Annotated in this window: 30 protein-coding genes; 7 read left to right on the top strand and 23 right to left on the bottom strand. The window is 69.5% G+C overall.

All coding sequences use genetic code 11. From position 1 onward, the window contains the following. Positions 1-74 precede the first annotated feature (74 nt). The 4 genes from AC3WQM_RS07770 to AC3WQM_RS07755 all read right to left on the bottom strand — a co-directional run bounded on the left by AC3WQM_RS07770 (position 75) and on the right by AC3WQM_RS07755 (position 2,975). A complete protein-coding gene (locus AC3WQM_RS07770) occupies positions 75-1,322 on the bottom strand; it encodes an Lcl C-terminal domain-containing protein (RefSeq protein WP_492677720.1) in 1,248 nt (415 codons plus the stop codon). Positions 1,323-1,436: 114 nt separating this feature from the next. Continuing rightward, positions 1,437-2,015: a dihydrofolate reductase family protein gene (locus tag AC3WQM_RS07765; protein WP_492677718.1), complete on the bottom strand. Its 579-nt coding sequence runs from the start codon at positions 2,013-2,015 to the stop codon at positions 1,437-1,439. Positions 2,016-2,046: 31 nt separating this feature from the next. Then, positions 2,047-2,421, bottom strand: coding sequence for a hypothetical protein (locus tag AC3WQM_RS07760; protein ID WP_492677716.1), 375 nt, complete (start codon positions 2,419-2,421; stop codon positions 2,047-2,049). Further along, a complete protein-coding gene (locus tag AC3WQM_RS07755; RefSeq protein WP_492677714.1) occupies positions 2,418-2,975 on the bottom strand; it encodes a hypothetical protein in 558 nt (185 codons plus the stop codon). The genes AC3WQM_RS07760 and AC3WQM_RS07755 overlap by 4 nt, the downstream gene beginning before the upstream one ends. A gap of 303 nt (positions 2,976-3,278) precedes the next feature. Here AC3WQM_RS07755 and AC3WQM_RS07750 point away from each other — a divergent pair, with 303 nt between their 5' ends. After that, positions 3,279-3,566 (top strand): helix-turn-helix domain-containing protein, encoded by a 288-nt coding sequence (locus AC3WQM_RS07750; protein WP_492677712.1) that lies wholly within the window; start codon positions 3,279-3,281, stop codon positions 3,564-3,566. A gap of 13 nt (positions 3,567-3,579) precedes the next feature. Here AC3WQM_RS07750 and AC3WQM_RS07745 read toward each other — a convergent pair whose 3' ends face one another. Further along, a complete protein-coding gene (locus tag AC3WQM_RS07745) occupies positions 3,580-3,864 on the bottom strand; it encodes a hypothetical protein (protein WP_492677710.1) in 285 nt (94 codons plus the stop codon). A gap of 177 nt (positions 3,865-4,041) precedes the next feature. Between AC3WQM_RS07745 and AC3WQM_RS07740 the strand changes: the two genes are divergently transcribed. After that, positions 4,042-5,028: a LysR family transcriptional regulator gene (locus AC3WQM_RS07740; protein ID WP_491513727.1), complete on the top strand. Its 987-nt coding sequence runs from the start codon at positions 4,042-4,044 to the stop codon at positions 5,026-5,028. Between the two features lie 4 nt (positions 5,029-5,032). Continuing rightward, positions 5,033-5,497, top strand: a complete 465-nt coding sequence (locus AC3WQM_RS07735) for a GNAT family N-acetyltransferase (protein ID WP_070061748.1) — start codon at positions 5,033-5,035, stop codon at positions 5,495-5,497. A 4-nt stretch (positions 5,498-5,501) separates the two neighbouring features. Here AC3WQM_RS07735 and AC3WQM_RS07730 read toward each other — a convergent pair whose 3' ends face one another. After that, a complete protein-coding gene (locus AC3WQM_RS07730; RefSeq protein WP_492677708.1) occupies positions 5,502-5,846 on the bottom strand; it encodes a hypothetical protein in 345 nt (114 codons plus the stop codon). Between the two features lie 76 nt (positions 5,847-5,922). Then, entirely contained in the window at positions 5,923-6,408 is a 486-nt protein-coding gene (locus tag AC3WQM_RS07725) for a DUF2165 family protein (RefSeq protein ID WP_492677706.1), read from the bottom strand. 99 nt (positions 6,409-6,507) lie between these two features. On the opposite strand from AC3WQM_RS07725, the gene AC3WQM_RS07720 reads away from it, so the two are divergent. Further along, positions 6,508-6,864 carry a tetratricopeptide repeat protein gene (locus AC3WQM_RS07720; RefSeq protein ID WP_062481904.1) on the top strand — a complete coding sequence of 119 codons (357 nt, stop codon included), beginning with the start codon at positions 6,508-6,510 and terminating at the stop codon, positions 6,862-6,864. A gap of 6 nt (positions 6,865-6,870) precedes the next feature. Here the strand turns inward: AC3WQM_RS07720 and AC3WQM_RS07715 are convergent, their stop codons facing one another. The 6 genes from AC3WQM_RS07715 to AC3WQM_RS07690 all read right to left on the bottom strand — a co-directional run bounded on the left by AC3WQM_RS07715 (position 6,871) and on the right by AC3WQM_RS07690 (position 12,650). After that, the gene (locus AC3WQM_RS07715; protein WP_492677704.1) at positions 6,871-7,506 is read right to left on the bottom strand and encodes an FABP family protein; all 636 of its coding nucleotides are present in this window, start codon (positions 7,504-7,506) and stop codon (positions 6,871-6,873) included. Positions 7,507-7,583: 77 nt separating this feature from the next. Beyond that, a complete protein-coding gene (locus AC3WQM_RS07710) occupies positions 7,584-8,009 on the bottom strand; it encodes a hypothetical protein (protein ID WP_492677702.1) in 426 nt (141 codons plus the stop codon). A gap of 18 nt (positions 8,010-8,027) precedes the next feature. Beyond that, positions 8,028-9,356 (bottom strand): adenylosuccinate synthetase, encoded by a 1,329-nt coding sequence (locus tag AC3WQM_RS07705; protein ID WP_492677700.1) that lies wholly within the window; start codon positions 9,354-9,356, stop codon positions 8,028-8,030. Between the two features lie 10 nt (positions 9,357-9,366). Continuing rightward, positions 9,367-10,338 (bottom strand): VWA domain-containing protein, encoded by a 972-nt coding sequence (locus AC3WQM_RS07700; protein WP_492677698.1) that lies wholly within the window; start codon positions 10,336-10,338, stop codon positions 9,367-9,369. Positions 10,339-10,378: 40 nt separating this feature from the next. Continuing rightward, on the bottom strand, positions 10,379-11,323 hold the full coding sequence (locus tag AC3WQM_RS07695; protein WP_492677696.1) for a protein kinase family protein: 945 nt from the start codon (positions 11,321-11,323) through the stop codon (positions 10,379-10,381). Positions 11,324-11,339: 16 nt separating this feature from the next. Further along, entirely contained in the window at positions 11,340-12,650 is a 1,311-nt protein-coding gene (locus AC3WQM_RS07690) for a hemolysin family protein (protein WP_489061873.1), read from the bottom strand. 23 nt (positions 12,651-12,673) lie between these two features. On the opposite strand from AC3WQM_RS07690, the gene AC3WQM_RS07685 reads away from it, so the two are divergent. Then, entirely contained in the window at positions 12,674-13,525 is an 852-nt protein-coding gene (locus AC3WQM_RS07685; protein WP_492677694.1) for a symmetrical bis(5'-nucleosyl)-tetraphosphatase, read from the top strand. A 24-nt stretch (positions 13,526-13,549) separates the two neighbouring features. Here AC3WQM_RS07685 and AC3WQM_RS07680 read toward each other — a convergent pair whose 3' ends face one another. Then, on the bottom strand, positions 13,550-15,103 hold the full coding sequence (locus AC3WQM_RS07680; protein WP_492677692.1) for a M20/M25/M40 family metallo-hydrolase: 1,554 nt from the start codon (positions 15,101-15,103) through the stop codon (positions 13,550-13,552). 128 nt (positions 15,104-15,231) lie between these two features. On the opposite strand from AC3WQM_RS07680, the gene AC3WQM_RS07675 reads away from it, so the two are divergent. Next, entirely contained in the window at positions 15,232-16,176 is a 945-nt protein-coding gene (locus AC3WQM_RS07675; RefSeq protein ID WP_492677690.1) for a LysR family transcriptional regulator, read from the top strand. Between the two features lie 2 nt (positions 16,177-16,178). Here AC3WQM_RS07675 and AC3WQM_RS07670 read toward each other — a convergent pair whose 3' ends face one another. Then, on the bottom strand, positions 16,179-16,694 hold the full coding sequence (locus AC3WQM_RS07670; RefSeq protein WP_492677688.1) for a response regulator transcription factor: 516 nt from the start codon (positions 16,692-16,694) through the stop codon (positions 16,179-16,181). 234 nt (positions 16,695-16,928) lie between these two features. Here AC3WQM_RS07670 and AC3WQM_RS07665 point away from each other — a divergent pair, with 234 nt between their 5' ends. Continuing rightward, entirely contained in the window at positions 16,929-17,966 is a 1,038-nt protein-coding gene (locus AC3WQM_RS07665; RefSeq protein ID WP_492677686.1) for an AraC family transcriptional regulator, read from the top strand. Here the strand turns inward: AC3WQM_RS07665 and AC3WQM_RS07660 are convergent. From AC3WQM_RS07660 to AC3WQM_RS07625, 8 genes are all read right to left on the bottom strand, one after another. After that, positions 17,963-18,925 (bottom strand): ABC transporter substrate-binding protein, encoded by a 963-nt coding sequence (locus tag AC3WQM_RS07660; RefSeq protein ID WP_492677684.1) that lies wholly within the window; start codon positions 18,923-18,925, stop codon positions 17,963-17,965. The genes AC3WQM_RS07665 and AC3WQM_RS07660 overlap by 4 nt on opposite strands. Before the next feature lie 34 nt (positions 18,926-18,959). Next, positions 18,960-20,102 carry a c-type cytochrome gene (locus tag AC3WQM_RS07655; protein WP_492677682.1) on the bottom strand — a complete coding sequence of 381 codons (1,143 nt, stop codon included), beginning with the start codon at positions 20,100-20,102 and terminating at the stop codon, positions 18,960-18,962. A 109-nt stretch (positions 20,103-20,211) separates the two neighbouring features. Beyond that, positions 20,212-21,000, bottom strand: a complete 789-nt coding sequence (locus AC3WQM_RS07650) for an ABC transporter ATP-binding protein (RefSeq protein ID WP_095744224.1) — start codon at positions 20,998-21,000, stop codon at positions 20,212-20,214. Beyond that, positions 20,994-22,061, bottom strand: a complete 1,068-nt coding sequence (locus AC3WQM_RS07645; protein WP_492677680.1) for an ABC transporter permease — start codon at positions 22,059-22,061, stop codon at positions 20,994-20,996. Before AC3WQM_RS07645 ends, AC3WQM_RS07650 begins: the two co-directional genes overlap by 7 nt. After that, positions 22,058-23,059, bottom strand: coding sequence for an ABC transporter substrate-binding protein (locus tag AC3WQM_RS07640; protein WP_492677678.1), 1,002 nt, complete (start codon positions 23,057-23,059; stop codon positions 22,058-22,060). Before AC3WQM_RS07640 ends, AC3WQM_RS07645 begins: the two co-directional genes overlap by 4 nt. A 32-nt stretch (positions 23,060-23,091) precedes the next feature. After that, complete coding sequence (locus AC3WQM_RS07635) at positions 23,092-23,916, bottom strand: class II aldolase/adducin family protein (RefSeq protein ID WP_492677676.1); 825 nt, start codon at positions 23,914-23,916, stop codon at positions 23,092-23,094. A 3-nt stretch (positions 23,917-23,919) separates the two neighbouring features. Beyond that, complete coding sequence (locus tag AC3WQM_RS07630) at positions 23,920-25,029, bottom strand: LLM class flavin-dependent oxidoreductase (RefSeq protein ID WP_062482534.1); 1,110 nt, start codon at positions 25,027-25,029, stop codon at positions 23,920-23,922. A gap of 33 nt (positions 25,030-25,062) precedes the next feature. Then, positions 25,063-26,061: an ABC transporter substrate-binding protein gene (locus AC3WQM_RS07625; protein WP_492677674.1), complete on the bottom strand. Its 999-nt coding sequence runs from the start codon at positions 26,059-26,061 to the stop codon at positions 25,063-25,065. Between the last annotated feature and the right edge of the window lie 142 nt (positions 26,062-26,203).

The following is a 26,203-nucleotide window of genomic DNA, read 5'->3' as shown; positions in this document are numbered from 1 at the left end:
CTCGCCTGTTCCCGGCCGCCCTTTGCCCGGAAGCAGGTTCACGACGCTGCTTCGAGACCGACGCGCACTGCACATCACTCGCGCACGAGCCGGACCCCGAGGGGCATGGGCTGCGCCTCGCAAGAGATATCGCCCCCACCCCCCAGCACCCATCCGCCGATCCATGCACGGGCCTCCCGCGTCGCGGGGCCGGCGGTGCAGACGGTGGAGGACCGATACCCTTCGCGCAGCGGCTGCGTGCCGGACGCCGGGAAATCGGCGGCGGGGATGTCGAGCTTCTTGAACCAGCGCTCCGCGAGGCTGTTCACCTCCTTGATGGTGGGCAGGCGCCAACCCGGTTGTGTGGCGGCGTGCTGCAGGGCTTGCACATAGCGGTAGCGCCCGGCCGTTCCGGTGCAGCGCTGGCCGTTCCATACCTGCGGCTCGTCGCAGCGGCGCCACGCCAGGCCGGTGTGGCGGTCTTCGACCACGCCGCCGGGCACGCCGCGCTCGTCGGGCACTTCGCGCCAGCGGCCGGTCTCGGGCACTTCGGGGCCGCGCACCAGGCGCACGAACAACGGCTGCGGTTTTCTCTCCATCCTGCGGTTGCAGCTGTAGACGAACCCGAGCTTGAAGCTCACGCACCAGATGCGGGTCTGGTCGTCCGGCTCGGAGCTCAGGTAGTGGCCCGGCATGGTGTTGGGCAGCCATCGCGCATCGACGGCGGCCTGTTCGGCAGGCCACCGCCCCGCCCGTTCGTTGATCAGCTCCCCCAGATCGATCAGGCCGTACAGCTCGGCCACCGTGGGCAGGCGCCAATCGGTGAAGCCGCACAGGCGCATCGCGTTCACCTGCGCCACATAGGCCATGGCATCGCCCGGCCGCCCGTCGCCGTAGTAGGAATAGGCGTCGGTGTTGGCCCGGCTGCCGGGCGCTGGCTCGTTGTGCGGACCGTAGCTGTCGATCAGCTTGCCGGTGCCCGGCGGACCGGCCTGTGTCCTCATCCACGCCAGCTTGCCGCTGTCGGGCTTGCCCTCCCAGACCAGCCCGGACACCCGGTCGCGCACGCAGGAGGTCAAGGGTTGGCCGGCCACCGCCTCGTAGTCGGGTGGGCCCGCGCGCAACATGCCGTCCTGCTTGGGGATCAAGGCCAGCGGTCCCGCGTCCGTGCACGACTGAGGGGCCGATCTGCCGTCTTGCTGCAAGCCCAGGCACGTGCGCGCGCCGGTGGGCGGCACCTTCACGGTGGTCGGTCCGGCCGTGACCGCCGGCGACTGCGCGGCGGCAGGCGCGGCGGCCCATCCCACCAGCAGAGCGATCGCGGTGGCTGCTGCGCGGAGCACGCGCAGTGCATAGGCGCGGGCGGCGGAAAGGCTGGAGGTATTCATGAGGAGTTCGAACGGGGCAGATGGGTCTGGCGTGACGCCGGATTTCACTCGCGCTGCCGGGCTGTTCGACTACCCGGCTTTCAAAGCGCCGGCGACCTTGTAGGCACTGACGAGGAGGCCGGACGGCATGGCTTTCGTGCTGACGAGTTCGAGGGAGCGCGGTGGGGTTCCCTGCGCGAAGAAGCGCTTTCCAGCGCCCACCAGGACCGGATAAACGACCAGCAGCACTTCATCCACAAGACCGTGTTCGAGCAGTGTCGATGTCAGCGTAGAGCTGCCCCAGAGAATCAGGTTCGGGCCCGCCTGCGACTTGATGCGGTGAACGCCCTCGACGACGTCCGGCCCCAAGCTTTCGAACGGGCCCCACGAAAGGCTTTCGGGACGGTGGGTCACAACATGCTTGGTCGCTGCATTCAGTCCGTCCGCCATCGCGCTGCTCGGTGCCTTGGGCCAGTAGTCCGACCACATGTCGTAGGTGCGACGCCCGAGCAGCAGGTCGAAACGCCCGCCATGCGCGGCGAGCACTTCATCCCGGCCGGCGGGGCTGCGGTACGGCGCGGTCCAGTCCGCGTAGGGAAAACCGTCTTCGCCCGAGGTCTGGATCACGCCGTCCAGCGAGATGTGCTCCATGATTTTCAGCGTTCTCATGCGGGTCTCCTTGCTTGAGGTGGGAGGGTGCTCAATGGGCCTGCGCATCAAAGTATGCCGGCCACGACAGCGGCGAAGCCTGGAGCCCTTCGGCCCCACGGAATGCAGACATGGCTTTCGCGCGTGAGCCGAAGTTCATCGTTGCCACGCCGAGGTTGAAGAAAGTGTTCCGGTCGGTGGAACCGAGTTCGATCGCACGCTTCAGAGCGGATGCTGCTTCTTCGTGCTTGCCTTGATCGGAAAGCACTGCGCCCAAGCACGTCAGGGCAAGAACATTGCCAGGGGATTCAACGAGCGCCTTCGAGAGCAACGCTTGCGCAGAGGCAAGGTTCGCTTCCCATTTTTCGGGGTTGTTCCATGCGTCGTCGACAAGCGATCGACTGAGGGAGATGACGTCCAGGATCATGGGCTGTTCAGGTTTGCTGCGGCTCCATTAAACCGCCAACGTTCTGACGCAATGGCTTCCGACGTTGGACAGATATGCGCGCTGAATGACTTCCCTGCGACAAGGGCGCCGGCTTCGTAGGTACACAACATCTCCGGCGTTCGAAGCCATTGCAGACGTCCATTCTGAAAGTGACTGGTGGCGTCGGGTGCCATCGAAGCCCGGCTGCCGGTGAAGCGAGACCACGAATACCGACAGCCGCTGTAACCAGTTGGTATGGCTTTTGGCATCGCGACCCATTCGATCTCACCGTCGATGCGAGTCTTTGTGTTCATGACCAGAGCAGCCTCAGGGCACTGCCGAGCTGCTGCACGCGAGAAGCCCAACACACGGATGCCAACGAGGTCCTCAGAGCCCAGCTGCACCTCTGTTCGGACGGGGTATTTGAGGATCGAAAGAGAGCGGTAGTCCGGCTCACAAGCCGATCCAATTGCCGCTTCGACGAAGGTGAACTCTTTCGACACGGGAAGCGCTGCGTAGGCACTTTCCACGATCCGAACGCGCAGACCTGTCATCGTCGCCGCAGGCCGAAAGGGCCCAGCCTTTGTCGTGACGGACTCCTCTCCGAGAACAACTGCCCAGAATCTGTAGCGGCCCTTGAGACTCTCGAAGAATTCGGCTCGAAGGGTCGGGTCGCTAGGAGGCGAGCACGCGAAGGACGAAGCGCCGAAAGTCAGTAGCGTGCATGCGAAACCGAAAGAGACCGCTCGTGAGTGCATGGATGGCCTTGATGCTCATGCAGGGAATTCAACGCCTGCGCCCGACCGATGGTACCTACCCATGTCAGACATCCCCCAGCAACCAGAGACAATCACCCCATGGCTCAAGGAAAACGAATTTCTTCCGACATCGGAGACGACGCGATCCAAGCGATCAAGGCGTTCGGTGCTGCCGCCAAGCTGGCGCGCACAACGGCTGGCGAGGGCCAGGCCGCTGCTGCCGCGCGCCTGGGCGTTCACGTCCAGACGATCGCGCGGATCGAATCGGGGGAGCCGGGCGTTGCCATCGGGCACGTGCTCGGCATGCTGGCGCTCTACGGCATCTCGACGACGCTGCAACAGCGACAGCCGCAACCACCGGCGGAGAACGGCGAGCGCCCCGCCTGAGCTGTCAGCCTAGCTAGGCGCCGCCCACGGCAGCTCGCAGCGACTGCAGCGTGGCCTCGGCCGTTTCGATGCGCCGCTGCAGCTCTTCATTGACCAGCCGCACGAGCGCGCCGAGTTCGGTGCGCGTCGGGTACACATCGTCGGTGTCGTTCACACATTGCGGCACGACGAGTTTCTCGATGCACGCATACGCGCGGCGCACCGTGTGAAAGCTGTCGAGGTCGTCGCAGGCCTGAAGGGCGAGCGATTCGGCGCAGAGAGTCGCCGAGGATTCGGGTAACGAGGGAGCGAGCGCCATGCATGGCCTCCGGGAGGTGGGCGCAGAGGTGTTTCGGGAGACCAAGCCCGGCCGCGCCTCCTCAGGCGCAACGGGCCGCAGTATAGCCACGCACCCCCACCCCCCTTCACAGCGCAAAACCGGGATGCCCCTACGACCCGTGCCCCCTCCCCCGATGCTGGAACAATGCGCCGATCTATGGATGGTCTCGATCTCATCAAAACGTTCCGCGAAGTCGCGTTCCGGCGCAGCTTTTCCCGCGCGGCCCTGTCGCTGGGCATGTCCAAGGCGACGGTCAGCCGCTATGTGGCCGAGCTGGAAGCGCGCAGCGGCGTGCGCCTGCTCAACCGCTCGACCCGCTCCCTGAGCCTCACCGACGCGGGCGAGGTGCTGCTGGAGCGCAGCACCGAGCTGGTGACGATGGCCGAGAACACGCTCAACGACCTGCAGGCGCACGGCTCGCACCCGCGCGGGCGCCTGCGCATGAGCGCGCCGCACGGGCTCATCGCGGGCTGGCTCTCGGACGTGATCGCGGAGTTCATCAAGCTCTACCCCGACGTGTACGTGAGCCTGAATTTCACCAACCACGACATCGACCTGATCGAGGAAGGCATCGACATCCACCTGACGGGCGGGCGCATCGACGACATGAACCTGATCGTGCGCCGGCTGGTGCGCTTCGACATGGTGGTGTGCGCGTCGCCCGCCTACTGGGCGCAGCGCGGCATTCCGCAGGTGCCCGAGGACATGGCGCGGCACGACGTGCTGAGCTATTCGCCGATGCCCACCACGCACCTGCCGTTTGAAACCGACGGCCAGCCGCACGAGGTGGCGGTGCACAGCCGCATGGAGGCCAACGACGCGGTGGCGCTGATCGAGCTGGCGCTGCGCGGCGTGGGCGTGGCCTACGTGCCCGAGCCGCTGGCGCAGTCGCACCTGGAGCGCGGCGCACTGGTGCCGGTGCTGCGCGACCACATGCCGCACGAGCACTGGCTGTATGCCGCGTACTCGCAGCGCCGCCACAACAGCGCGGCGATGCGCGCAATGCTCGACTTTCTCGAAAAATCGATGGGGCCGGTGCCCGAACCCATGCCCGCGGCGGTGCCGGTGGCGCTGCCGGCCTGTCCCGTCAACGCCGCCATCGTGGCGCGCAACACACCCGTGCCCAATGGAAAGGCCCCCTGACCTCATGACCACGCCCGCGCTCCTGATCCGCCCACCCACGCCCGACGACTTCGCCGCCTGGAAGCCGCTCTGGGACGGCTACAACGCCTTCTACGGCCGCGAGGGCCCCACGGCCCTGCCCGAGGCGATCACGCAGGTCACGTGGCAGCGCTTCTTCGATCCGTACGAGCCGGTGCATGCGCTGGTGGCCGAACGCGAGGGGCAACTGGTGGGGCTGGTGCACTACCTGTTCCACCGCAGCACGACGCGCATCGAACCGACCTGCTACCTGCAGGACCTCTTCACGCAGTCGTCCGAACGCGGCCGGGGCGTGGGCCGGCAGCTGATCCAGGGCGTGTACGACGCGGTGCGCCGCGCGGGCGGACAGCGCGTGTACTGGCAGACGCACACGACCAACGCGGCCGGGCGCACGCTCTACGACAAGGTCGCGAAGCACGAGGGCTTCATCGTCTACGCGACGATGGTCTGACCGATCAGTACTTGATGGTGATGCCGGCCTTCACGCCGGTGTTGGCCTTGCCATCCGAATGCGCGCCGCCCGAGAAGGAGACGTCGCCGCCGGTCTTGGCACCGACCGAATAGGTGGGCCGCTTGCCAGACGTGTCGGTGCCGGCCTCCAGCGCACTGCCATCCGGGCGCTGCACGCCGACCGCGGCGCCGTTCGTGCGGGCCGAGGTTTCGGTGGAGTTCACGTTGGGCGCGATGTAGGCCGTGCCCTTGTCGTCGCTGTCGATGGGCACTTTGACGGGCTCCGCAATGGCCACGACGGCCGCTGTGCAAGCAGCCACACCCAGGAACGCAAGAATCACTCTGTTCATGGGGACCGATGGTGGGTGCTGGCCGTCGCGCGGGCTGTGGGCGTGGCCTCACGGCGCGCGTAGGACGAAGGCGGCATCAATGCCATGACAGGTTGAACAGGAAGAACGCCGCGAGCACCCACAGCAACAGCACGAGGTGCGTGAGCTGCAAGCCATCCTGCCGAATCCAGTAGGCGAACCACGGGCCGCCCAGGTGCATGGCGAAGAGGAAGGCGGCAAAGCCGGCGAGCCCCAGGTTGAGCCACGGCCGTGCGGTGGCCAGGTCGCCGCCGACGACCAACGCGGCGCTGCCTGCCCAGAACGCCAGCGCCGCGCCGAACTGCAATGCCAGCACCACCCCGAGCGCCGCGCGATGCAACGCCACCGAGCGGACGGCGCGCGTCAGCAAGGGTGTGTCGATCGCGGGCTCGACGCGCAACGGCGCCATCGACATCGTGCCGCCGACCGCGAACGCCGAGCCCGCAAAGCCGCGCCAGTTGTTGCGCACCGCAATCGAAAGCCACAGCGCCATGCCCAGCGCGTGAAGGGACTGGAACAGCCAGACGGAGGTAGGGAGATTCATCGGGGCGCCTGCGTTTCTAAATATCAAAGATTATTCTTTGATATTGACGCGCCCGCCGGTCTGCGCTCAAAGTCCCTCAAGGAAGGTCGAACGAACGCCATGAACACCGCCGCCCCCACCCCACCCGGCCCCTCACCGGAAGCGCTCGAACGCCTGCTGGCCGCCGGCCGCGACGGCGCCCTGCTGCGCATGAGCCTGGCGCTGGCGCACCACCGGCGCGATGACGCGCCCACGGCGCTGATGCATGTCGAGAAAGCGCTCGCCTTCGACCCCGAATTCACGGCCGCATGGCGGCTGCAGGGTCTGCTCGCGCTGGCGCTCGGCGATTCTGCGAAGGCCGAGGCCTCGTTCGCGCAGGCGCTGGAGGTGGCGCAGCGGCGCGGGGAGCTTCAGCTGGTGAAGGAACTCACCGTGCGGCTGCGGCGCCTGCGCACGCCGAAGCCGCCCGCCGACTGAACGGCCTCAGGCCGCCGCCGTCTTCGCCAGCGGATTGAGCCCGGGCTCGCCAACGCGCGTGAGCGTGTTGCGATCGGTGTGATGGAAAGGCTCGGCCTGGCCCAGGATCTGCATCACGGTGTCCTGGTCGTACGACCAGGTGCCGTCGGCGTTGATCTTCACCGTGATGTTCCACGCCAGCGTGGTGAAGGCGCGCTCCAGGAACGGGTTCGACACGATGCCGTTCACCAGGCTGCCGTGCTCGGCGCTGAGCGTGAACTCGGTGTCGCCGGGCTTCACGTGGCCGCTGGCCATGGCCACCTGTCCGCGCGGAATGGCCAGCGTGAGGAACACGGTGCTCGTGGCCGGCTCCCACAGCCAGTAGCCGACCTGGTCGTGGTACATCTTGGTGAGGCCGGGCTTGTGGATGTAGGTGTGATAGCGCAGGCCGTACAGCAGCTGCGGGCCGTTGGTCTGCGCGTCGATGGGCTGCAGCTCATAGTGCTCCACGTAGACCTGTGTCTTCGGGCCGTCTTTCTTCGGCTTGACGTCGACGCCCTTCATGCCCTCCCAGATGCCCGCCATCGGCCGCAGCGGACCGAGGTTGGCGAGCGTGTCGGGATCGGCCGGGGGTTCGGTGTAGATGTCTTCGGGTGTGGTCATGGTGTGTCGTGGGAGAAAGAAAACGGAGAGAAGCTTGTCGGTTCTGATTCTGCTTGAGTGCCGCGGCGGCCAGGTCGTCAGAGCGTGCCCCAGACCTGCACGAGCCCGACGAGGTGCACCACGCCGTACACGAAGCACACGAGCGAGCTCCACACCCAGAAAGCGCTGAGGCGGCGCCGGTCGAACAGCCACATCGCGACGGCGACAAGGCCGCGCAGCAGGTACACGGCCGTGATGGAGGGCAGCACCAGCGCCTGCAAGGGCAGTGGCTGCAGCACGCCGGCACCCGCGAGCGCGTAGGCGGCCCACACGCCCAGCATGCCGGCGATGACCAGCGTGACGGCCACGGGGTACAGGTGGCCGGCCTCGGCGCTCGCGGCCATCCGCTCGCCAGCGCCAAAGAAGCGGTACCAGGCCGGGCCGCCGAAGATGACGCACACATGCAAGAGCGCGGCGATGGCGCTCAGCACGGCGCCGGCGATCAGGAAGACGTTGGGGGTCACGCGGGCTTTCTCATCAGGTCAGCGCAGCAGGTCGCGCGCACGGACGGCCTCGCGCACCGGGCCGAACGCGCCGAAGCGCACGGGCAGGCCGCTGAGGGCTTCCACGCGCTGCACCCACTCGGGGGCGTTGGCGACGGGGTGCGGGTCGTACAGGGGCTGGGCGCCTTCCAGCAGGCGGGTCAGCGCGTGCTGGTGGTCGAGGTCGGGTGCGTCGCTCAGGGGCAGCGATGACACCGTATGGCCGTCGGCGCCGCGGTAGCCGGTGCACCAGCGCAAGTCGGCGTTCGCGACCGCGTCGAGGTGGCTGGCGAGCAGCCCGTCGAGCGGACCGGCGGCAGCGAGCGCGTAGCGCAGCAGCACGGCGTCGGGATGGCCGCGGCGGAACGCGCCCTGCCAGCCCTCGTCGGCGTTGTGCGGCTCGGCCAGCCGCGCATCGAGCGCGCGGTCGTGCGTGGGCAGCGGACCGACGCCGTGCCGCGTGAGGTGACTGCGCAGCACGCCCAGGTGCTGCACGGGCGCCGCGATGCCCGCATCGCGCAGCACCGCCTCGACGGCGGCGGTGGAGACGGTGCTCCAGGTCGTGTGCGGATGAAAGCCGCGCCACTCGTCGAGCAGCACGCCCTGCGCGCCTTCGAACAGCACGGTGCCGGGGCGCGCGAGCCGTTCGCCGATGGCGTCGGCGCTCGCGGGCGGCGACTGGCGCAGGCAGGGCTGCACAGCGTCGAGCCAGCGTGGTGCGAGTGAAGCGTCGGCGAGCACGGCCAGCTCTTGCGCGGCGTCTGCCGACGAAGGCAGCGCGTTCGCGAACTCCCGGTGCAGCGCGAGGCGCAAGGCCTCGAGCCTGTCGAGCGTGCGCGCGGGGTGAACAAGGTCGCCGTAGTGCAGCGTCGTTTCAGGCGCGGCCAGTGCTTGCCGCACGGTCTCGCCCACACCGACGCCACAGCTGCCATGCGCCGCCGCGCCGCGTGCCCATTCGCGCAATCGGCCAGCAGCCTGATGGAACGGCGTGGTCACGCGGCAGCGCGCATCGATGAACAGGCGCGCGAAGGCGTCGGGCACACCGGCGCGCTGCAGCACCTCGGCCTCGACGCGCAACGCCGTCGGATGCACCACCACCGGACTCGCAAGCACGGTCGCCACGCCCGCATGGAAGCTGCCTGCGCCGAACTGCGAGAAGGTGTGGTGGCGGCCGCCGGCCAGCACCACGTTGTGGCCGGCCTGCGCGCCGCCGTTGAAGCGCACCACGGTGTGGGCACCCCAGGCGCCGCATAAAAAATCGGTGAAGCGGCCCTTGCCGCAGTCGCCGAAACCGAGGCCGAGCAGCGAGACGTAGCGCGTCGAAGTCAACGGCAGGCCGTCAGCCGAAGAGCCGCTTCCACCACGAGCTGCGTGCCCCATTGCCCGCGGCCGGCGTGGCGCGGCGCGGTGCGGTCGGGTCGAGCAGCGCGGCGTAGCCGTCCAGCGCGTGCAGCACGCCGCCCACGCGTTCCTTGGCCATGCCGGTGGCGCCCATCACGCGGGCCAGCGCGTCGAGGTTGGGCACGGCCTTCTCGGTGAGCGCGACGATGCCGGCGGCCACGGCGCAGGCATCGTCGGGCGAGTCCATGCAGATCACGTGGTCGCCCAGCAGCTCGCGCCAGCGCGGCTCGCAGCGGCGACGGCGTTGTGCGTCGGGGATCAGGAAGAACAGGTGCGTGGTCTCGGCCGCGGCGGCGATGACCTCTTCGATGGGAATGTCCTCGTCGAGCTTCTCGCCGATGAGGCCTTCGACCTGGTGGCGCGACACGGCCGGGTACGGCAGCTCGTCGCCCGTGACGAACAGGTAGCCGCGCTTCTTGCGTTTCACCCAGCAGTCCATGTCGGTGTGCTGCGCCATGACGTAGAAGGCCAGCTCGTAGCTTTCTTCGCCGCTGCCCCCGCCGCCGCCTTCGAGGTAGCTCCAGGTGAGCCACTGGTCCATGAGGTTGGCGGTCGATTCGAACTGCCCCACCTGCAGCGGCGCCTGGTCGGAGGTGGCGTCGCCGATGGCCATGAAGAGCAGCTGGGGGTCGGCCACGCCGCAGTCCGTCAGCAGCTTCATGAAGGTGGGCAGCTCGCGGCGCGCGAGGGTCTGCGGGATGTCGCCCATCGAGCCGGTGACATCGAGCGCGAACACGATGCCCAGCGAGTTCGGATGGTCGGCGTTGTCGCGCGACTCGCGCACCTTGAGCCCCTGCGGGTTCATGAGCGCGTGCGTGGCGGTCTGCGTGAAGACCTCGCTGCCGGACTTGGCGGCGCGATCGGCCACGATGGCCGCGTGGGCGGCGTGCGAATAATTTCCGTAACCCATGGAGGTACTCCTTCGTGAGGAAAAAGTGAAAGGCTGACTGCTAGCCGGCCGGCGCGGGGTCGAAGTGAACGAAGCGCGGCGGCCCGAAGGCTTCGCGCGAGGCGGCCGACAGCGCCAGCTCGATGCCCTGCGCGCCCAGGCGCTCGCAGGCAATCGCGTCGTCGCTGCACTCGCGCAGCAAGGCGGCGAGCGGTGCGGGCACAGCACCATCCGACAGCAACGTGCGCACGCTGCGCGCGGACGCCATCAGGTCGCGCCCGATGGCGCCACCGGACACGTCTTGCCGCGCCTGCGACCAGCCGATGAGCAGCACGCCGTGGTCGCGCGGATGCACGAGCGCATGCGCGGGCACGAGCGCGCGGTGCGTCCAGCCGGCGCCGTGCACGAAGGCCAGCACCTCGAGCATGCGCCGCCAGAGCCAGACGGCATGGCGCGCATCGATGCCTTGCGGGCTGTTGGCTTGCTGCACCTCTTGCAGGCTGCCCCAGAAACCGGTCGGGTGGCGCAGCACGAGCGCCTGCCGCTCGCCGTCGCCCAGGCCCAGCGCCACGCCCAGGCCCAGCGGCTGCGGCAGCCGCCGCGTGAAGTAGGCCGCACCGGCCACCGACAGGGCTTGCAGCGACTGCAGCACGGCGGCCTCGCGCGCCAGCACGGCATCGCCGGCCGCGTCACGCGCAAGCTTGATCGTCACGCGCTCGGGCAGCGCGCCCAGCCGTTCGGCCAGCAGCACCTCGCTGTGCTCGCCGTGGCCCAGCGGCGCGAGCACGCGGTAGTGCGCGCCGCGCCATTGCAGGAGGCGGCCGGTGTCCGTGAGCTGCGGCGCGTTGGCGCGGCGCCAGGCGGCGCGAAAGCTCTCGCGCTCGACGGTTTCGGTGCCGCGCGTGATGGTGGCGCCGCAGTAGCCGCAGGTGACGGTGCGCCAGCGCGCCGCGCGCGGCAGCGGGGCCGAGCATTGGGGGCAACTCAGTGCAAGCAGCGACAGCATGGCCGCGCCCTCCTCTTCAGTCTTCTTGCGGCGCGGCCGGGTCCGGCGACGCCAGCACGCGGTCGATGCGGCGCCCTTCGAGCGCCACGATCTCGAAGCACCAGCCGGCGCAGTCGATGTGCTCGCCCACGGCGGGCAGGTGGCCCGACACGGACATCAGCAAGCCGGCCACGGTGTTGTAGCGCCCGCGCTCTTCATCGGGCAGCTCGCGGATGCCCAGGCGCGCGCGCAGTTCCGACACGGGCATGAGGCCGTCGAGCTCCCACACACCGTCGGTGCGCTGGTGGGCCCAGGCATCGGCCTGCATGCCGGGTTGCAGCTCGCCGGTGATGGCCTCGAGCAGGTCGCGCGGGGTCATGAGGCCCTGCACCACGCCGTACTCGTCGACCACGAACACCAGCCGGCCGGCGCGCGTGCGGAACTGCTCGAGCAGCTCCATGCCGGTGAGCGTCTCGGGCACGAACACGGCCGGCGTGGCCTCCTGGCCCAGCACGCCGGTGTGGGCCGAGCCCAGGCGCAGCAGGTGCGCCACGCTGATCACGCCGACCACGTCGTCCAGCGAGTTGCGGCACACGGGGTACCACGAATGCACGAGGTTGAGCGCCGCGGCGTCCGCCACCTTCTGCAGCGCCTGCGCCACGGTGTTGGAGGCGTCGAGCCATTCGATGTCGGCGCGCGGGATCATGAGCGACGACAGGCGGCGGTCGTCCAGGTGGAACACGTTGCGCACCATCTGGTGCTCGTGCTGCTCGATCACGCCGGCGTCCACGCCTTCTTCGAGGCTGGCCGAGATTTCTTCTTCGGTCACCGAGCGCGCGGCGTTGGCGTCGATGCGCAACAGCTTCAGCGTGGTGGCGGTGGCGCCGGCCAGCAGCCACACGAAAGGCTTGGCGCCCTTGGCCAGGCTGCGCATGGGGCGCGACACGAAACGCGCCACCGGCTCGGGGTACAGCTGGCCGATGCGCTTGGGCACCAGCTCGCCGAAGATGATGGTGAAGAAGGTGATGCAGGTCACCACCACCGCGGTCGACACGACGCTGGCGGTGCCGGCGCCCATGCCGACGCTTTCCATCCACACCGCGAGCGGCGCCGCAAAAGCAGCTTCGCCCACGATACCGCTGAGCATGCCGATGGACGTGATGCCGATCTGCACGGTCGAGAGGAATTGCGTGGGCGATTCCATCAGCTTCAACGCGGCCTCCGCCCCGGTGTCCCCCGTTTCGGCCAAGGCCGCGAGGCGTGCGCGGCGGCTGGTGGAAAGGGCCATTTCGGACATTGCGAACACCGCATTGAGGGTGGTCAGCAAGGCCAGCAGGAAGACATCCATGAACAGGGGGAGAGAATGAGGGAATGTCACTTTACTGTATCGGCGACGTCCAGGGCTGCGATGCCCCCCTGGGCCGGCTGCTCGACAAGATCGATTTCTCCCCCAGCCGCGACACCCTCGTGGTGCTCGGCGACCTGGTCAACCGGGGCCCCGATTCGGCCGCGGTGCTGCGCCGCCTGCAGGGCTACGGCGCCTCGGCACGCAGCCTGCTGGGCAACCACGACCTGCACCTGCTGGGCGTGGCGCACGGCGTGCGCAAGGGCGGCCGCAAGGACACGGTGGCCGGCCTGCTGGCCGCGCCCGACAGCGAGGCGATGCTCGACTGGCTGCGCCAGCAGCACATGGCGCTGCACATGCAGATCGGCGGCGGCGACCTGCTGATGGTGCATGCCGGCGTACTGCCGCAGTGGACGGTGGGCGACACGCTGGCGCTGGCGTCGGAGGTCGAGTCGGTGCTGCGCGGCCCCGCGCTGGGCGACTTCCTGCACGAGATGTACGGCAACACGCCCGACCACTGGGACGACACGCTCACGGGCCATGCGCGGCTGCGCGTGATCGTCAACGCGCTCACGCGCCTGCGCTATTGCACGCCCGAGGGCGTGATGGAGTTCGAGAGCAAGGACGGTTCGATTCCCGGCCCCGAAGGCTACCTGCCGTGGTTCGACGTGCCGGGCCGCAAGACGGCTGCGGCCACGGTCGCCTTCGGCCACTGGTCGACGCTGGGCTGGCTCTCGCGGCCCGACCTGCTCTCGACCGACACCGGCTGCGTGTGGGGCGGCTGCCTCAGCGCGGTGCGCTTCGGCGCGACGCTGGACCAGCGCGAGCTGGTCCAGGTGAACTGCGAGCAGGCGCAGAAGCCCGGCAAGGGAGCCTGACGGGCACCCGCCCCGTTCGGGGGCTCAGAACCCGTGCGTCATCAGCGCGTACACGGTCTGCACGCCGGTCACGTAGTTGCCCATGCGCAGGTTCTCGTTCGCCGCGTGCTGGTTGTTGTCGGCGTTCACCAGCGGAATGATCGCAAAGGGCACCTGCAGCACGCGCACGATTTCCGCCGTCGGCACGGTGCCGCCCATCATGCGGATGCGCACCGGCTCGGGCGTGGTGCCGAAGGTGTCGGTCAGCGCCTTGTAGGCCCACTGGCCGATCGGTGAGTTGATCGGCGAGCCTGCCGCGTCGGCGCCCTCGCTGCGGTAGCTGAAGCTGGCGATCTTGTCGTAGCGGGCGCGCTCCTCGTCGGTCGGCGCGCCCTTCACGAGGTGGTAGCCCTGCTTGACGATGTGCGCCTCGATGAGCTTGCCCAGGTAGGGCGCGTCGGAGTCGGGCGTGGTGCGCAGGTCCATCTCGGCCTCGGCCTTGTCGGGCACGATGTTCGCCACCTTGTCGCCCACCGCCGCCGAGGCCATGCCGCGCACGTTCAGCGAGGGGTACTGCATCGCCTCCTGGTAGTTGGCGCCGACCCGGTCAGTGCGCGCGATGCCCAGGCGGCGCTTGAGCGCGGCCTCGTCGTCGGGCACGGCGGCCATGATCTTGCGCTCGGCCTCGCCGATCTTCACGCGGTCGTAGTAGCCGGGCACGGTGACCCGGCCGGTGTCGTCCTTCATCGTGGCCAGCAGGCTGGCCAGGCGCTGGGCCGGGTTGGGCGCGTAGTTGCCGTAGTGCCCGCTGTGCAGCGGCACCTTGGCGCCGTACACGGTGAGCCGCGCATCGGCCGCGCCGCGGTTGCCGAACACCAGCGTGGGCCGGTTGGTGGCGTGCATGGGGCCGTCGTGGATCACGATGGCGTCGCTGCGCAGCAGCTCGCGGTGCGCCTGCATGACCTGGCTGATCGACGGCGAGCCCTTTTCTTCCTCGCTGTCGAGGATCACCTTCACGTTGACCGCTGGCTGGCCGCCGCCGGCCTTCAGCGCGTCGATGGCCGCCAGCAGCATCATGATCGGGCCCTTGTCGTCCGCCGAGGCCCGGCCGAACACGCGCCACTCGGGGTCCAGCGGGCCGCTGAAGAGCGGGGCCGCATCGATCTCTTCCCACTCGCCCTTATCGGTCTTGCGCTTGAGCACGGGCGTCCACGGGCTCTTTTGCGCCCACTGCGCGGGAATCACCGGCTGGCCATCGAGGTGCATGTAGAAGAGCACCGTCTTGCGCGCCGGGTCGCTGCCCGGGAACTCGGCGTAGAGCATCGGTTTGCCGTTGTTGGGCAGCTGCTTCGTCGTGAAGCCGCGCTTGCGGAAGGCCTGCTCCAGCCAGTCGACGTTCTTGCGGATGTCTTCCGGCACGGTGGCGTCGTTGGGCAGGGCCAGCAGCTCGAAGTACTCGCGGTAGGTGCCCTGCGCATGGCGCTCGGCCTGGGCCGGCGAGAGTTCGGCGGACTGCGCGAGGCCGTGGCCCATAAGCAGGAAGGCCATGGGCACCAGTGCCATCAGGCGGCGGGGAAAGCGGGGGGAACGAGTGGGCATGGATGGCAGCGCAGAAGGGAGCAGAACGAGGAACGGGGTGTCTGCGCAGCATAAAAAGCGGGCACCTTTTCAACAATTGCTATTTTCTTGAGCTACCTTTGCATTCCTTGCAAACCTCTCACGCCCCCATGCCCAGCCGTCGCCTGCAGGAAACCTCGCTGCGCTACTTCCTCGAAGTGGCCCGCACCGGCTCGCTCACCGAGGCGGCTGCGCGACTGAACGTCAGCATCTCGGCCATCAGCCGCCAGGTGGCCGCGCTCGAAACGCTGGTGGGCGCGCCGCTGTTCGAGCGCCGCCCGCGCGGCATGGTGCCCAGCGCCGCGGGCGAGCTGCTGGCGGCGCACGCCCTGCGCGGCGCGCTGGAGGCCGAGCGCGTGCTGTCGGACATCCAGGCGCTGCAGGGGCCGCTGAGCGGGCGGGTGCGCATCGCCTGTTCCTCGGGCTTCGCCAACGAGTTCCTGCCGCGCACCATCGCGGCGTTCCGCGCGCAGTACCCGGGTGTGCGCTTCCGGCTCGATGCCACCGGCCCGACGCAGGTGAGCGATGCCGTGCTGCTCGGCGAGGCGGACATCGGCCTGACCTACAGCCGCGCGGCGGTGCGCGGCATCCGGGTCGAGCACCGCCAGCCGGCGTCGGTGTTCGTGGTGATGCGGCCCGACCATGTGCTGGCCACCTCGCGCAGCGTGACGCTGGCGCAGATGCATCCCTTTCCCATCGCACTCAGCAGCCCCGAGAACACGGTGCGCCAGCTGTTCGACGTGGCCTGCAGCAACCGCGGCCTCGTGTTCGAACCCGTGCTGGTGAGCAACCGCTTCGAGGCCATCGCCAATTTCGTGCTGCAGGGCGGCGGCCTGGGCATCACGGGAGAGATCACGGTGCGCGACCGCGTGCAGCGCGGCGAGCTGGTCGCGGCCGAGATCCGCGAGCCCGGCATGCGCGGGCGTTCGGTCGAGCTGCAGACGCTGGCCGACCGCACGCTGCCGGAGGTGGTGCGCACCTTCCTGGACTGCCTGCGCGAGCAGTTGCCAGCGCCCGGCGGCACGCCCAGGCCGCGCACGCGCAAGGCCGCCTGAACTCAGCCGCGCGTGGGCCCGGCCCCCGGGAACCTGATCACCCGGCGCTGCGTCGCGCCCGAGGGGTGCAGCAGCCCGCGCCGCATGGCCTCGTGCACGGCCTGCGTGCGCGAATGGACCGACAGCTTGCGGTAGATGCTCTTGATCTGGCTGGCAACCGTGCTGTCGGAGCGGTGCAGCGCCTCGGCCACGCGCCGGTTGCTCCAGCCCTGGGCCACGAGTTCGAGCACCTTGAGTTCACGCGGCGAGAGCAGGCCCTCGTCGCCGGTTTCTTCCTGCGCCCGGTCGAGCCCGTGCGCCGCCAGGGCCGCCTCCTCGATGTCGCACAGGATCTGCCGCGCCGTGCGCGCAGCGGCCCACACGTCGCCGCGCTCGACCGCCGCCATCAGGTTGGCCAGCTCCAGCTGGTTGGCCTGGGCAAAGAGCCGCGCCGCGGCGTTCGCGGCCACGGCGGGGCTCAAGGGCGGTGCGTCGTCCAGTTCCGAAATGGCACGCAGCTCGGCGCTTCCTTTGGACATGTCAATGCTCGCTCGGTCAATCAACGCTGGGAAAAAAGTAAACCCGGTGTCCCTGTGCAATGAAATTGCCATGCGGGACGCCTGCTGCGAGCCTGAGGGCGCTTTGTAAACAGCCTTGACCATCCGTCTCAGTTCTTGGGAGAATTCCGCGAAATCTGTGATTTTTTAACGCTTAGTTAGTACTATTTGGCGGAACAGCCCGCCTCACGCCCTGGCGCTGTTCCGACCTCGCCCATGACATCCAGCGCCGCCGCGGCCCCCGAACGCCCCCTCTCTCCCCCGGGCGTGGCGCACAGCCACTTCGACGTGCGCGCGGAGCCGCCCGACCGGCAGTTCCTGGCCTGGCGCGCACGCGTCGGCCATGTGATGGACGCGCTGCCCACGCGCGATGCGCTCGAGCGTCCGTTCAACGCCGCGATCGACCGCTACGACGTGGGCGGCCTGGTCTTCACCGAGTGCCGCTCCGACACGCTGGTGCTGGAGCGCTCGCTGGCCCGCGTATCGACCGACAGCGTGCGCGACTTCGTGTTCCATGTGTTCGAGGAAGGCGGCGTGGACGACCTGCGGGTGCGTGCCACACCCGGTGCACGCCGCAAGGGCGAACCGCCGCCCGCCCCCGCCGGCACGCCCACCATCCTTGCACTGGACATGAACCAGCCGGTGCGCATGCGGCGCCACGACTGCCGGGTCCACACCTTCTTCGTGCCCGGCACGCTGGTGCAGGAGAGCTTCCCCGACCCCGAGGCCATCCACGGGCGCATGCTCACCTGCACCACGCCGCTGGCGCGGCTGGCGGCGGGGCACGCGATCTCGCTGGCGCGCGACATCGGCGGCATGACGCCGGCGGCGGCCCAGAGCGCGGTGCGCACGGGCGCGCAGCTCGTGGTGTCGGCCTTCGGCAAGCAGGCCGGCTTCGACGGCAACGCGCGCTCGGCGGCACGTGCCGCCATGTTCGACCAGGTGCGCCGCCACGTGCAGACCCACCTGCACCGCGCCGACCTCACGCCCGAGAGCGTGCTGGCCGCGCTGCAGCTGCCGCGCCCCACGCTGTACCGCATGTTCCAGCACGAGGGCGGGCTGGGCAGCTACATCCGCAGCCTGCGGCTGCGCCAGGCGGCAAGCGACCTGGCGCGCTACCCGCATGTGATGGTGACCGACATCGCCTACAGCGCGGGCTTTCGCAGCGCCTCGGATTTCAGCCGCGCCTTCCGCCGCGCCTACGGCATCGCGCCGCAGGACTTCCGCGTGCAGGCGCTCGAGCGACGACCCTAGGCCGTGGCACCGAAGCCCGTGTCGAACGTGCCCTTCACGTCGAGCGGCTGCTTGATGAGCCCCACCTGCCGGTAGAAATCGGCCGTGCCCTGCTGGTCGGCGATGACCTGCGCGTCGATGGGAATCCACTGCTGCTGGCGGCGCTCGAACTGCAGCTTCGCCGCCTCGGGCGGAATGCCGATGATGCGTGCCAGCGTGGCCGAGAAGGCATCGACATTGCGGTACGACCAGCGCTGCGCCTTCACCACGCGCTGCAGAAAGTCCTGCAGCACCGGCCGCTTGGTGGCAATGGCGGCGTCGGTCGCGGCGAGGTAGCTCAGCCCCGGCAGCAGGCCGCGCCCGCTGACCAGCACGCGCGCATGGCGGCTGATTTCGGCCAGCGCGGTGTAGGGCTCCCAGGTGGCCCAGGCGTCGACCGAGCCTTGGGTGAGCGCGAGCTTGGCATCGGCCGGTGCAAGAAAGCGGATGTTCACGTCCTCGGGCTTCAGCCCCGCCGCGGTGATCGCCTTCAGCGTGACGTAGTGGCCGATGGAGCCGCGGTTGGTGGCGACGCTCTTGCCCTTGAGTTCGGCCGCGCTCTTGAGCGGCGAATCGGGCCGCACCAGCACCGCCGTGCCGTAGGCGTCCGAGCGGTTCGCGCCGATGGCCTTGACGCGCGTGCCGGCCGCGAGCGCGAAGATCAGCGGCGCATCGCCGATCGGACCCGAGTCGACCGCGCCCGCGTTGAGCGCTTCGGCCAGCGGCGCGGCGGCCGGGAATTCCGACCACTGGATGTCGTAGCCCAGGCCGTCGAGCCCGCCCGCCGCTTCGAGCAGCGCGCGCAGCCCACCCTTCTGGTCGCCGGCCTTGAGCACCGGGCGACCTTGTGCACGCACGAAGGCGGGCAAGGTGGCGGTCGTGGCCGCAGCAAGGCCGCCGGCAAGCAGCTGGCGGCGCGATCGGTCGAGGTGTGAGGTCATGGGTTCGTTCTCCGTAAAAGCAGTGAAAAGGAAATCAGTGGATGAAGCCGCCCTTGACGAAGCGCACCGGCTCGGCGTCCATGCGCGCGATGAGCGCGCCCAGGCCATCGGGTGGCAGCACGGTGCCTTTCGCCGAGGCGGCCGGCGGGCTGTCGCTGCGGCACAGCAGGTCGTCGTCGGACCAGCCGGCCTGCCCCGGCAGGCCGCGCACGCGCAGCCAGCCGTCGCGGTCGGCGATGAGCTGCATGCCCGCGAGCTGGTCGGTGCCCGCGATGAGCGCCAGTGCCTCCCACGCGGCCGGTGAGTCGGCCACGCAATCGGCGGTAACGCCCGCCGCCTTCGCCCCGGGCGGCAGCAACTGCACCGTCACCAGGCGCGGGTCTTCGCTGGGCGCGACCGCGCCCGCCACGACGCGCACGCGCTGCCCGCGCCACTGCGCGAGCGACCGGGGCGCCTGCGCGCCGCAGCGCACCGCCATGTCGGGCAGGCCGACGGGCTGCGGCCAGTGGCCCTGCGCGCGCAGGCTCTGGCCCGCGCCCTGCGCCTTCATGTAGTCGATGAGCGCCCAGGCATCGGCCGCGTCGAGCGGGCCGTCGAAGCCGGGCATGGTGGCGGTGCCGTGAAGCACGCGCCAGAGCAGGTCGCCATCGGCGCGGCGCCACAGCAGCGGGCCCGTGAGGTTCGGCGGCCACACGGCCAGCGAGGCGGCCAGCGGCCCTTCGCCCTTGCCGTCGGTGCCGTGGCAGCTCACGCAGTGCTGCGCGTAGAGCACGCGGCCTTGCGCGATCGATGTGGCCGTGAAGCCGGTCGGCGACACGTGGAAGCTCGTCGGCGTTGCAGGCACGAGCACGACATTCGCGTGGGGCCAGGGCGCGGCGATCAGCAGCATCGGCACCAGCGCGAGCAGGTACCAGCGCGGGCGCCGCCAGAGCAACGCGACCGACAGCAGCAGCACCGCCACGCCGACGCACACCAGCGTCCACGCGAGGCTGCGCGCCTGCCCCAGGTCGATCAGCAGGTTCTCGCCCGACAGCCGGTGCGCCCACGGCCACGCCGGCTGGCCGTTCACCTTTTGCACGAGGCCGAGCGCATCGAGCACGCGCAGCAGTTGCACCTGGGCGCCCTGGAGCAGGTCGATCAGGAAATTGAGCCCGTCGGCTTCCGGCAGAGCGTTCATATCTGTTCAAGGGGGCCGCCGCGCACGGCCGCCCGAAGCGGCCGGCCCGCCCCCGGTAGGGGGTTGGCGAAGCGACACGAAGTGCGCGCAGCCTGGGGGCGAGCTACATCTACCAGGTGGCGTCGAGCCCCAAGTGGCGCAGTGCCTCGTGACGAAGTTCTGCCAGCCGCGCATGGCCCCGATGCCGCGGATACGGCAAATCGACCACGAGCTCCGCCGCGATGCGCGCCGGCCGGTCGCTCAGCACGATCACGCGGTTGGCGAGGAACAGCGCCTCTTCCACGTCGTGCGTCACCAGCAGCGCCGAGAAGCCCGCGCGCTGCCACAGGTTGACCAGCTCGCTCTGCATCGCGATGCGCGTGAGCGAGTCGAGCTTGCCCAGCGGCTCGTCGAGTACCAGCAGCTGCGGGTCGTTGACCAGCGCGCGCGCCAGCGCCACGCGCTGCGCCATGCCGCCCGAGAGCTGGTGCGGAAAGGCCTTGGCGAAGTCGGTGAGCCCGACGAGCTTCAGCGCCTCGTCGACGCGCCCGCGCTGCGCCTTGAGCACGCCGCGCGCCTGCAGGCCGAGCGCCACGTTGTCCCACACGCTGCGCCAGGGGTAGAGCGTCGGGTCCTGGAAGACGACGATGCGCGACGGGTCGGGCCGCGTGATGGGCGCGCCGTCTTGCGTGATGCGACCGGCCGTGGCGGGCTCCAGCCCGGCCACGAGGCGCAGCAGCGTCGACTTGCCGCAGCCGCTCGGCCCGAGCAGCGCGACGAACTCGCCGGGCTTCACCGTGAGGTCGATGTCGTCGAGCACCTGCAGTGGCCCGGCCGGCACGTCGAACCAGTGGCTCACGCCCTGGATGTCGATCTGCGCACCGGCCTGGCGCACGTTGGCTTCGGCGGTGGCTACCATTTCACGGTCCCCTTCTGCCACGACAGCACGCGGTCGCGCACCTTGAACAGCAGCGTGATCAGGCCCGAGCACAGCAGCGCCATGACGATCAGCGCGGCATACATGTTCGAGTACGAGGCCCAGCCCTGCGCCCACGACAGGTAGAAGCCCAGCCCGGCCTTCACGCCCATCATCTCGGCCGTCACCAGCACCGAGAAGGCGGCGCCCAGCCCCATGAACAGGCCCACGAACACCTGCGGCAGCGCGGCGGGAATCGCCACGCGCAGCACCAGGAAGCGCTCGCTCGCGCCCATGGTGCGCGCCACGTCGTAGTAGTTGCGGTTGACGCCCGCCACGCCCGACCACGTGAGCACCGCCACCGGAAAACCCGTGGCCAGCGCGATGAGGAACACGGCCGCCGCGTAGCTCGACGGAAAGAAGAAAAACGCCAGCGGCAGCAGCGCCGAGGCCGGCACCGGCCCCACGAAGCGCAGCACCGGATGCACCCAGTAGCCCGCGATGCGCGACCAGCCGATGGTCACGCCCGTGAGAAAGCCCGCCAGCGCGCCCAGCACGAAGCCGTGGGCCAGCAGCCGCGCCGAATGCGCCAGGCTTTCCCCGAGGCGGCGCCAGTCGTCGATGTAGGTTTCGATGAGGCTCTGCGGCGGCGCGAAGAACGGCGTGGGCAGCAGCGCGAGCTTGGCGGTCGCAATTTCCCAAAGGGCGAACAGCACCGGCAGCGCGACCAGCCACGGCCCGACCGGTCGCAGCGTGCGCGCCACGCGGCCCGCGCGCGCGCCGAGCAGCGCCACGAGCAGCAGCACCGCGCCGATGGCGATGGCGGCGATGCCGAACTCGTCGGTGTAGGCCCAGTCGCTGAAGCCCACGGCCTTGTTGGGCCAGTAGACGGTGAGCAGGCCCAGCGCGACCCAGCCCACGCTCGCGAGCGCACCGGTGCGCCAGAAGCCTTCGGCGGGACGCGCGAACACGGCGGCCGGCGCGGCTTTCTCGATGCCAGGGCGGCGCCAGTGCCCCGGCGCTTGCGGTGGTGCCTCGAGCACCCGGTCGATGACGGCGCTCATGCCAGCGGATCGAAGGAGACGTGCTCCGCGAAGCGCACCGGGTCGGTGGTCTTCTTGAGCACGCCGACGCCGCGGAAGTCGCGTGCGTAGAACTCCACCTCGTCGCGCAGCTTGCGGCCCAGCGGGTGGTGGTTGTGCGTGAGCGTGCCCAGCAGCGCGCGCAGGTCTTCGACCGGCACCTTGGGCGAGTACTTGGCGAAGAGCTTGGCCGACTCGTTTGGGTTCTCGGCCACGTAGTCGGAGGCCTGCGCGATGGCGCGCACCAGCGAGGCGACGGTGGCCTTGTCCTTGCGCACCAGCTCGCCGCGCGCGCCGACGATGCAGCAGACCTTGTCCTTGTACTCGCCCGAGAGGTTGCTCGCGAGCTCGACGAAGGTGCCCTGGTTGCGCTTCTCGATGAGGTAGACGTTCGGGTCGCCGTCGGCGATGGCGTGGATCTCGCCCTTCTTCACCGCGATGTCGAGCAGGTCGGCCGGGTACTGGCGCCAGGTCACGTCGCGGTCGGCGTCGATGCCGTTCTTGGCCAGCAGGATCGAGAAGAAGTTCTTGCCCGGGCTCGCGATGTCCGACACGCCGATGATCTTGCCCTTGAGGCTGGCCAGGCTGGTGGCGCCCGCGTCCTTGGCGCCCACCAGGCGCACGCAGCCGCCGTGCGAGCTGCCGACGATCTTCACGTCGAAGCCCGATTCGAGCGGCTTGAGCCAGCGGTGGATCATGCCCACGGCCGCGTCGGCCTTGGCGGTGGCGAGCGATTCGAGCAGCTGGTCGGTCGAGCCCGTGTAGTTGATGAGGTCCACCTGCAGGCCGTTGCGCTCGAAGTAGCCGCGCTCCTGCGCCACCACCACGGGCGAGAGGCAGAAGGCCGCGGCGTTCCAGGCGAAGGTGAGCTTGCGCGCCTGCTGCGAGAAGGCCTGCGAGGCCATGAGGCCGCCCGAGGCGACCACGGCGGCGGCGGCGCCGGTGCGCAGCACGCTGCGGCGGGAAAGGGATGCGTTCATCGGGGAAAGGCTCCGGGGGTTCGTCGTCATCGTCAAAGCAGGAGTTCGGGTTCGGCCTCGACCAGGCCTTCGTACAGGCTGTCGAAGGAATGGATGGCGCCTTCGGGCCCGCCGATCTGGCCGTGCGTGTGGCGCGCGGTGGCCTCGTCGATCGGCTGCGGCGTGCCGGCCGCCTCGGCCAGCAGCTGCGTGTGGCAGGCGTTGTCCAGCGCGATGTACCACCACGCAGCGGCCTCCACGGTGGGGCCGGCCGTCAGGATGCCGTGGTTCTTGAGGATGGCGCCCTTCTTGTCGCCCAGCGCGCGGGCGATGCGATCGCCTTCGCTGGTGTCGACCACCATGCCGGTGAAGTCGTCGAACAGCGCCACGTCGTCGTGGAACACGCAGGCGTCCTGCGTGAGCGTGTCGAGTTGGCGGCCCAGCGTGGACCAGGCCTTGCCGTAGGTCGAGTGCGTGTGGGCGGCGGCCACGATGTTCGGGTTGTGCTCGTGGATCGCGGCGTGGATGGCGAAGGCGGCCTTGTTGAGCGGCCGGTCGCCGACAACCGTCTCGCCCTTCGAATTGACCAGCAGCAGGTCGGACACCTTGATGCGCGAGAAGTGCACGCCCAGCGGGTTGACCCAGAAGTGGTCGGTCAGCTCGGGGTCGCGCGCCGTGATGTGACCGGCCAGGCCCTGCGCGAAGCCGAAGCGCGCGAACAGGCGGAAGGCGCCCGCCAGGCGCTCCTGCCGGTGGCGGCGCTCGGCCTGCACGGTGGGGCGCGGCGGGATGGGGTCGAACCAGTGCTTCTGCTGCGGGTTCGCGTGGAGCTTCAGCGGCTGGGCTGTGTTCCGGTCGATGGAAAGAACGGCACTCATGGCTCAGGCCGCCTTGCGCTGCGACTGCAGGCGCTGCGCGACGAGTTCGCGCGTGCGCGGAATCAGCGCGCGCCCATAGTCCGTCGCGTCTTCGAGCGGATCGAAGCCGCGGATCAGGAAGGTCGTCACGCCCAGGTCGTAGTAGTCGAGCAGCGCATCGGCGACCTGCTCGGGCGTGCCGACCAGCGCGGTGCTGTTGGAGCGCCCGCCGATCTCCTGCGCGACCGCGGTCCACAGGCGCTTGTCGAGGCGCGAGCCCTTCTCGGCCGCGGCCAGCAGGCGCTTGGCGCCTTCGCTCTGCTGCGGACCGCCACGGTTGTAGCCCTGCACCACGCGCAGGCGCTTCGTCTCCGCCAGGATGTTCTCGGCGCGCGCCCATGCGGCCTCTTCGGTGTCCGCCAGGATCGGGCGGAACGACACCGAGAAGCGCACGCTGCGCCCGTGTTTGGCGGCCTCGGCTCGCACGCGCGTCGTGAGCTCGCGCGCCTGGTCGAGCGACTCGCCCCACAGCGCGTACACGTCGGCGTACTTGCCCGCGACCGGAATCGCCGCCTCCGACGCACCGCCGAAGTACACGGGCACGTGCGGCTTGCCGTGGCGCGTCTGCACCGGCTTCACTTCGGAGAACGCGTTCTGGAAGCGGTAGTGCGCGCCTTCGTGGTCGAAGGGCTTCTCGGCCGTCCACACCTTGTGCAGCACCTCGAGGTATTCGTCGGTGCGGGCGTAGCGCTGGTCGTGGTCGAGCCAGTCGCCGTCGCGCTTCTGCTCCTCGTCGGAGCCGCCCGAGATGTAGTGCACGCCGAGCCGGCCGCCGCTGAACTGGTCGAGCGAGGCGAACTGGCGCGCCGCGAGCGTGGGCGCCACGAAGCCCGGGCGGTGCGCGAGCATGAAGTGGATGCGCTCGGTCACCGAGGCCGCGTAGGCCACGGTGAGCGTGGCATCGGGGCTGGTGGAATGGTGCGGCACCAGCACGCGGTCGAAGCCGGCGTTCTCGTGTGCCTGCGCGAAGGCGCGCACGTAGTCGCGGTCGATGGCCGGGCCCTTGGCGGCGTGGATCTCCGAGACCTTCTGGCCCTGGATCATGCCGATGAATTCAACGTCGTTCTGGCTCATGGTGTCCTCGTGGATGCGGATGGAATGAAGGGGTCAGGCGGCGGGAAGCCGCAGCAGGTTTTCGAAGCGGCGGTCCCACAGGGGCTTCACGTCGGCGGGGCCGTCGAGCACGCCGATCTTCTGGAAGGTGTCGGCCACGTCCTGGTGGCTGCGCACCACGGCGTCGGTCACCGGGCCCAGGCTGTAGTCGCCGCTGCGGCCGTTGAACAGCTCGACCAGGTCGCCCACGGGCACGCGCGTCTCGGCCGACTGCGCGCGGGCGTAGGCCAGGAAGTTGCCGTTGATCCAGGCGAACGCGCGCTGCAGGCGCTGCAGCAGGTCGCCCAGCGCCGCGCGGCGCAGCGTGTCGTCGAGCGCGCGCGGGTTGGCATAGATGGGGAAGTTGCCCGACAGGTAGCCCACGCCGGTCTTGAGCGTGCGCGCGCCGTACTGGGTGCGCGCGAGCTGGCCGTTGTAGCCGTAGATGGCCCACGCATCGAGGTCGCCGCGCGCAAAGGCCGAGAGGCCGTCGGCCGGCGTGAGGCTCACGGGCTGGATGTCGGCGAACGACAGGCCCGCCTCGGCCAGCTGCTTGGCCAGGTAGTAGTGCGAGGTGGTGGCACGCACATAGCCCACGCGCTTGCCCTTGAGGTCGGCGATGCTGCGGATCGGCGCGTCCTTGCGCGCCAGCGTGGCCTGGTTGTTGAGGTCTTCGTGCGTCACGGCCACGAGCCGCACGCTCGACTTCTGCCGCGCCGCGAACACCGGCGGGATCTCGCTGCCCGAGCCCAGGTCGAGCGCGTCGCCGTTGATGGCCTCGATGTGCAGCACGCCGTTGTTGAGTTCGCGCCAGTCGATCTTGTAGGGCGTGTCGGCCTGGCCCGAGGCCGTGAGCAGCGGGCGCCACAGGCCCTTGTAGGTGCCCACGCGCAGCGTCACGCCCGACAGGTCGCGCGAGGGCGCGGCGGCCTGCGCCACGCCCGAAGCCGCCACGCCCCATGCAGCGGCAGCCTGCAGCAGGCGGCGTCGGTCCAGTGGGAATTCGGGTGTCATGCCTTGTGTTCTTTCTTCTTCACTCACTCACGAGGAGAAGCGAGACCGTACCGAGGCGGGCCCCGAAAACGAACGCAGAAAAACGAATTTGGATATGCGCGATGCATCCTTCGCGCGCTGGCAGCGGGCCTTTACCGTGCGG

This window comes from Variovorax sp. FW301-JW7, from assembly GCF_058788795.1.
Note: the sequence above shows the minus strand (reverse complement) of the source record. Positions and strands in the feature narration are given on the sequence as shown.

Coding starts and splice junctions, on each gene's coding strand:
- AC3WQM_RS07765 (WP_492677718.1), bottom strand. CDS start 2,015: ATGAGAACGCTGAAAATCATGGAGCACATCTCGCTGGACGGCGTGATC.
- AC3WQM_RS07760 (WP_492677716.1), bottom strand. CDS start 2,421: ATGATCCTGGACGTCATCTCCCTCAGTCGATCGCTTGTCGACGACGCA.
- AC3WQM_RS07755 (WP_492677714.1), bottom strand. CDS start 2,975: ATGACAGGTCTGCGCGTTCGGATCGTGGAAAGTGCCTACGCAGCGCTT.
- AC3WQM_RS07750 (WP_492677712.1), top strand. CDS start 3,279: ATGGCTCAAGGAAAACGAATTTCTTCCGACATCGGAGACGACGCGATC.
- AC3WQM_RS07745 (WP_492677710.1), bottom strand. CDS start 3,864: ATGGCGCTCGCTCCCTCGTTACCCGAATCCTCGGCGACTCTCTGCGCC.
- AC3WQM_RS07740 (WP_491513727.1), top strand. CDS start 4,042: ATGGATGGTCTCGATCTCATCAAAACGTTCCGCGAAGTCGCGTTCCGG.
- AC3WQM_RS07735 (WP_070061748.1), top strand. CDS start 5,033: ATGACCACGCCCGCGCTCCTGATCCGCCCACCCACGCCCGACGACTTC.
- AC3WQM_RS07730 (WP_492677708.1), bottom strand. CDS start 5,846: ATGAACAGAGTGATTCTTGCGTTCCTGGGTGTGGCTGCTTGCACAGCG.
- AC3WQM_RS07725 (WP_492677706.1), bottom strand. CDS start 6,408: ATGAATCTCCCTACCTCCGTCTGGCTGTTCCAGTCCCTTCACGCGCTG.
- AC3WQM_RS07720 (WP_062481904.1), top strand. CDS start 6,508: ATGAACACCGCCGCCCCCACCCCACCCGGCCCCTCACCGGAAGCGCTC.
- AC3WQM_RS07715 (WP_492677704.1), bottom strand. CDS start 7,506: ATGACCACACCCGAAGACATCTACACCGAACCCCCGGCCGATCCCGAC.
- AC3WQM_RS07700 (WP_492677698.1), bottom strand. CDS start 10,338: ATGGGTTACGGAAATTATTCGCACGCCGCCCACGCGGCCATCGTGGCC.
- AC3WQM_RS07695 (WP_492677696.1), bottom strand. CDS start 11,323: ATGCTGTCGCTGCTTGCACTGAGTTGCCCCCAATGCTCGGCCCCGCTG.
- AC3WQM_RS07690 (WP_489061873.1), bottom strand. CDS start 12,650: ATGGATGTCTTCCTGCTGGCCTTGCTGACCACCCTCAATGCGGTGTTC.
- AC3WQM_RS07685 (WP_492677694.1), top strand. CDS start 12,674: ATGTCACTTTACTGTATCGGCGACGTCCAGGGCTGCGATGCCCCCCTG.
- AC3WQM_RS07680 (WP_492677692.1), bottom strand. CDS start 15,103: ATGCCCACTCGTTCCCCCCGCTTTCCCCGCCGCCTGATGGCACTGGTG.
- AC3WQM_RS07675 (WP_492677690.1), top strand. CDS start 15,232: ATGCCCAGCCGTCGCCTGCAGGAAACCTCGCTGCGCTACTTCCTCGAA.
- AC3WQM_RS07670 (WP_492677688.1), bottom strand. CDS start 16,694: ATGTCCAAAGGAAGCGCCGAGCTGCGTGCCATTTCGGAACTGGACGAC.
- AC3WQM_RS07665 (WP_492677686.1), top strand. CDS start 16,929: ATGACATCCAGCGCCGCCGCGGCCCCCGAACGCCCCCTCTCTCCCCCG.
- AC3WQM_RS07660 (WP_492677684.1), bottom strand. CDS start 18,925: ATGACCTCACACCTCGACCGATCGCGCCGCCAGCTGCTTGCCGGCGGC.
- AC3WQM_RS07655 (WP_492677682.1), bottom strand. CDS start 20,102: ATGAACGCTCTGCCGGAAGCCGACGGGCTCAATTTCCTGATCGACCTG.
- AC3WQM_RS07650 (WP_095744224.1), bottom strand. CDS start 21,000: ATGGTAGCCACCGCCGAAGCCAACGTGCGCCAGGCCGGTGCGCAGATC.
- AC3WQM_RS07645 (WP_492677680.1), bottom strand. CDS start 22,061: ATGAGCGCCGTCATCGACCGGGTGCTCGAGGCACCACCGCAAGCGCCG.
- AC3WQM_RS07640 (WP_492677678.1), bottom strand. CDS start 23,059: ATGAACGCATCCCTTTCCCGCCGCAGCGTGCTGCGCACCGGCGCCGCC.
- AC3WQM_RS07635 (WP_492677676.1), bottom strand. CDS start 23,916: ATGAGTGCCGTTCTTTCCATCGACCGGAACACAGCCCAGCCGCTGAAG.
- AC3WQM_RS07630 (WP_062482534.1), bottom strand. CDS start 25,029: ATGAGCCAGAACGACGTTGAATTCATCGGCATGATCCAGGGCCAGAAG.
- AC3WQM_RS07625 (WP_492677674.1), bottom strand. CDS start 26,061: ATGACACCCGAATTCCCACTGGACCGACGCCGCCTGCTGCAGGCTGCC.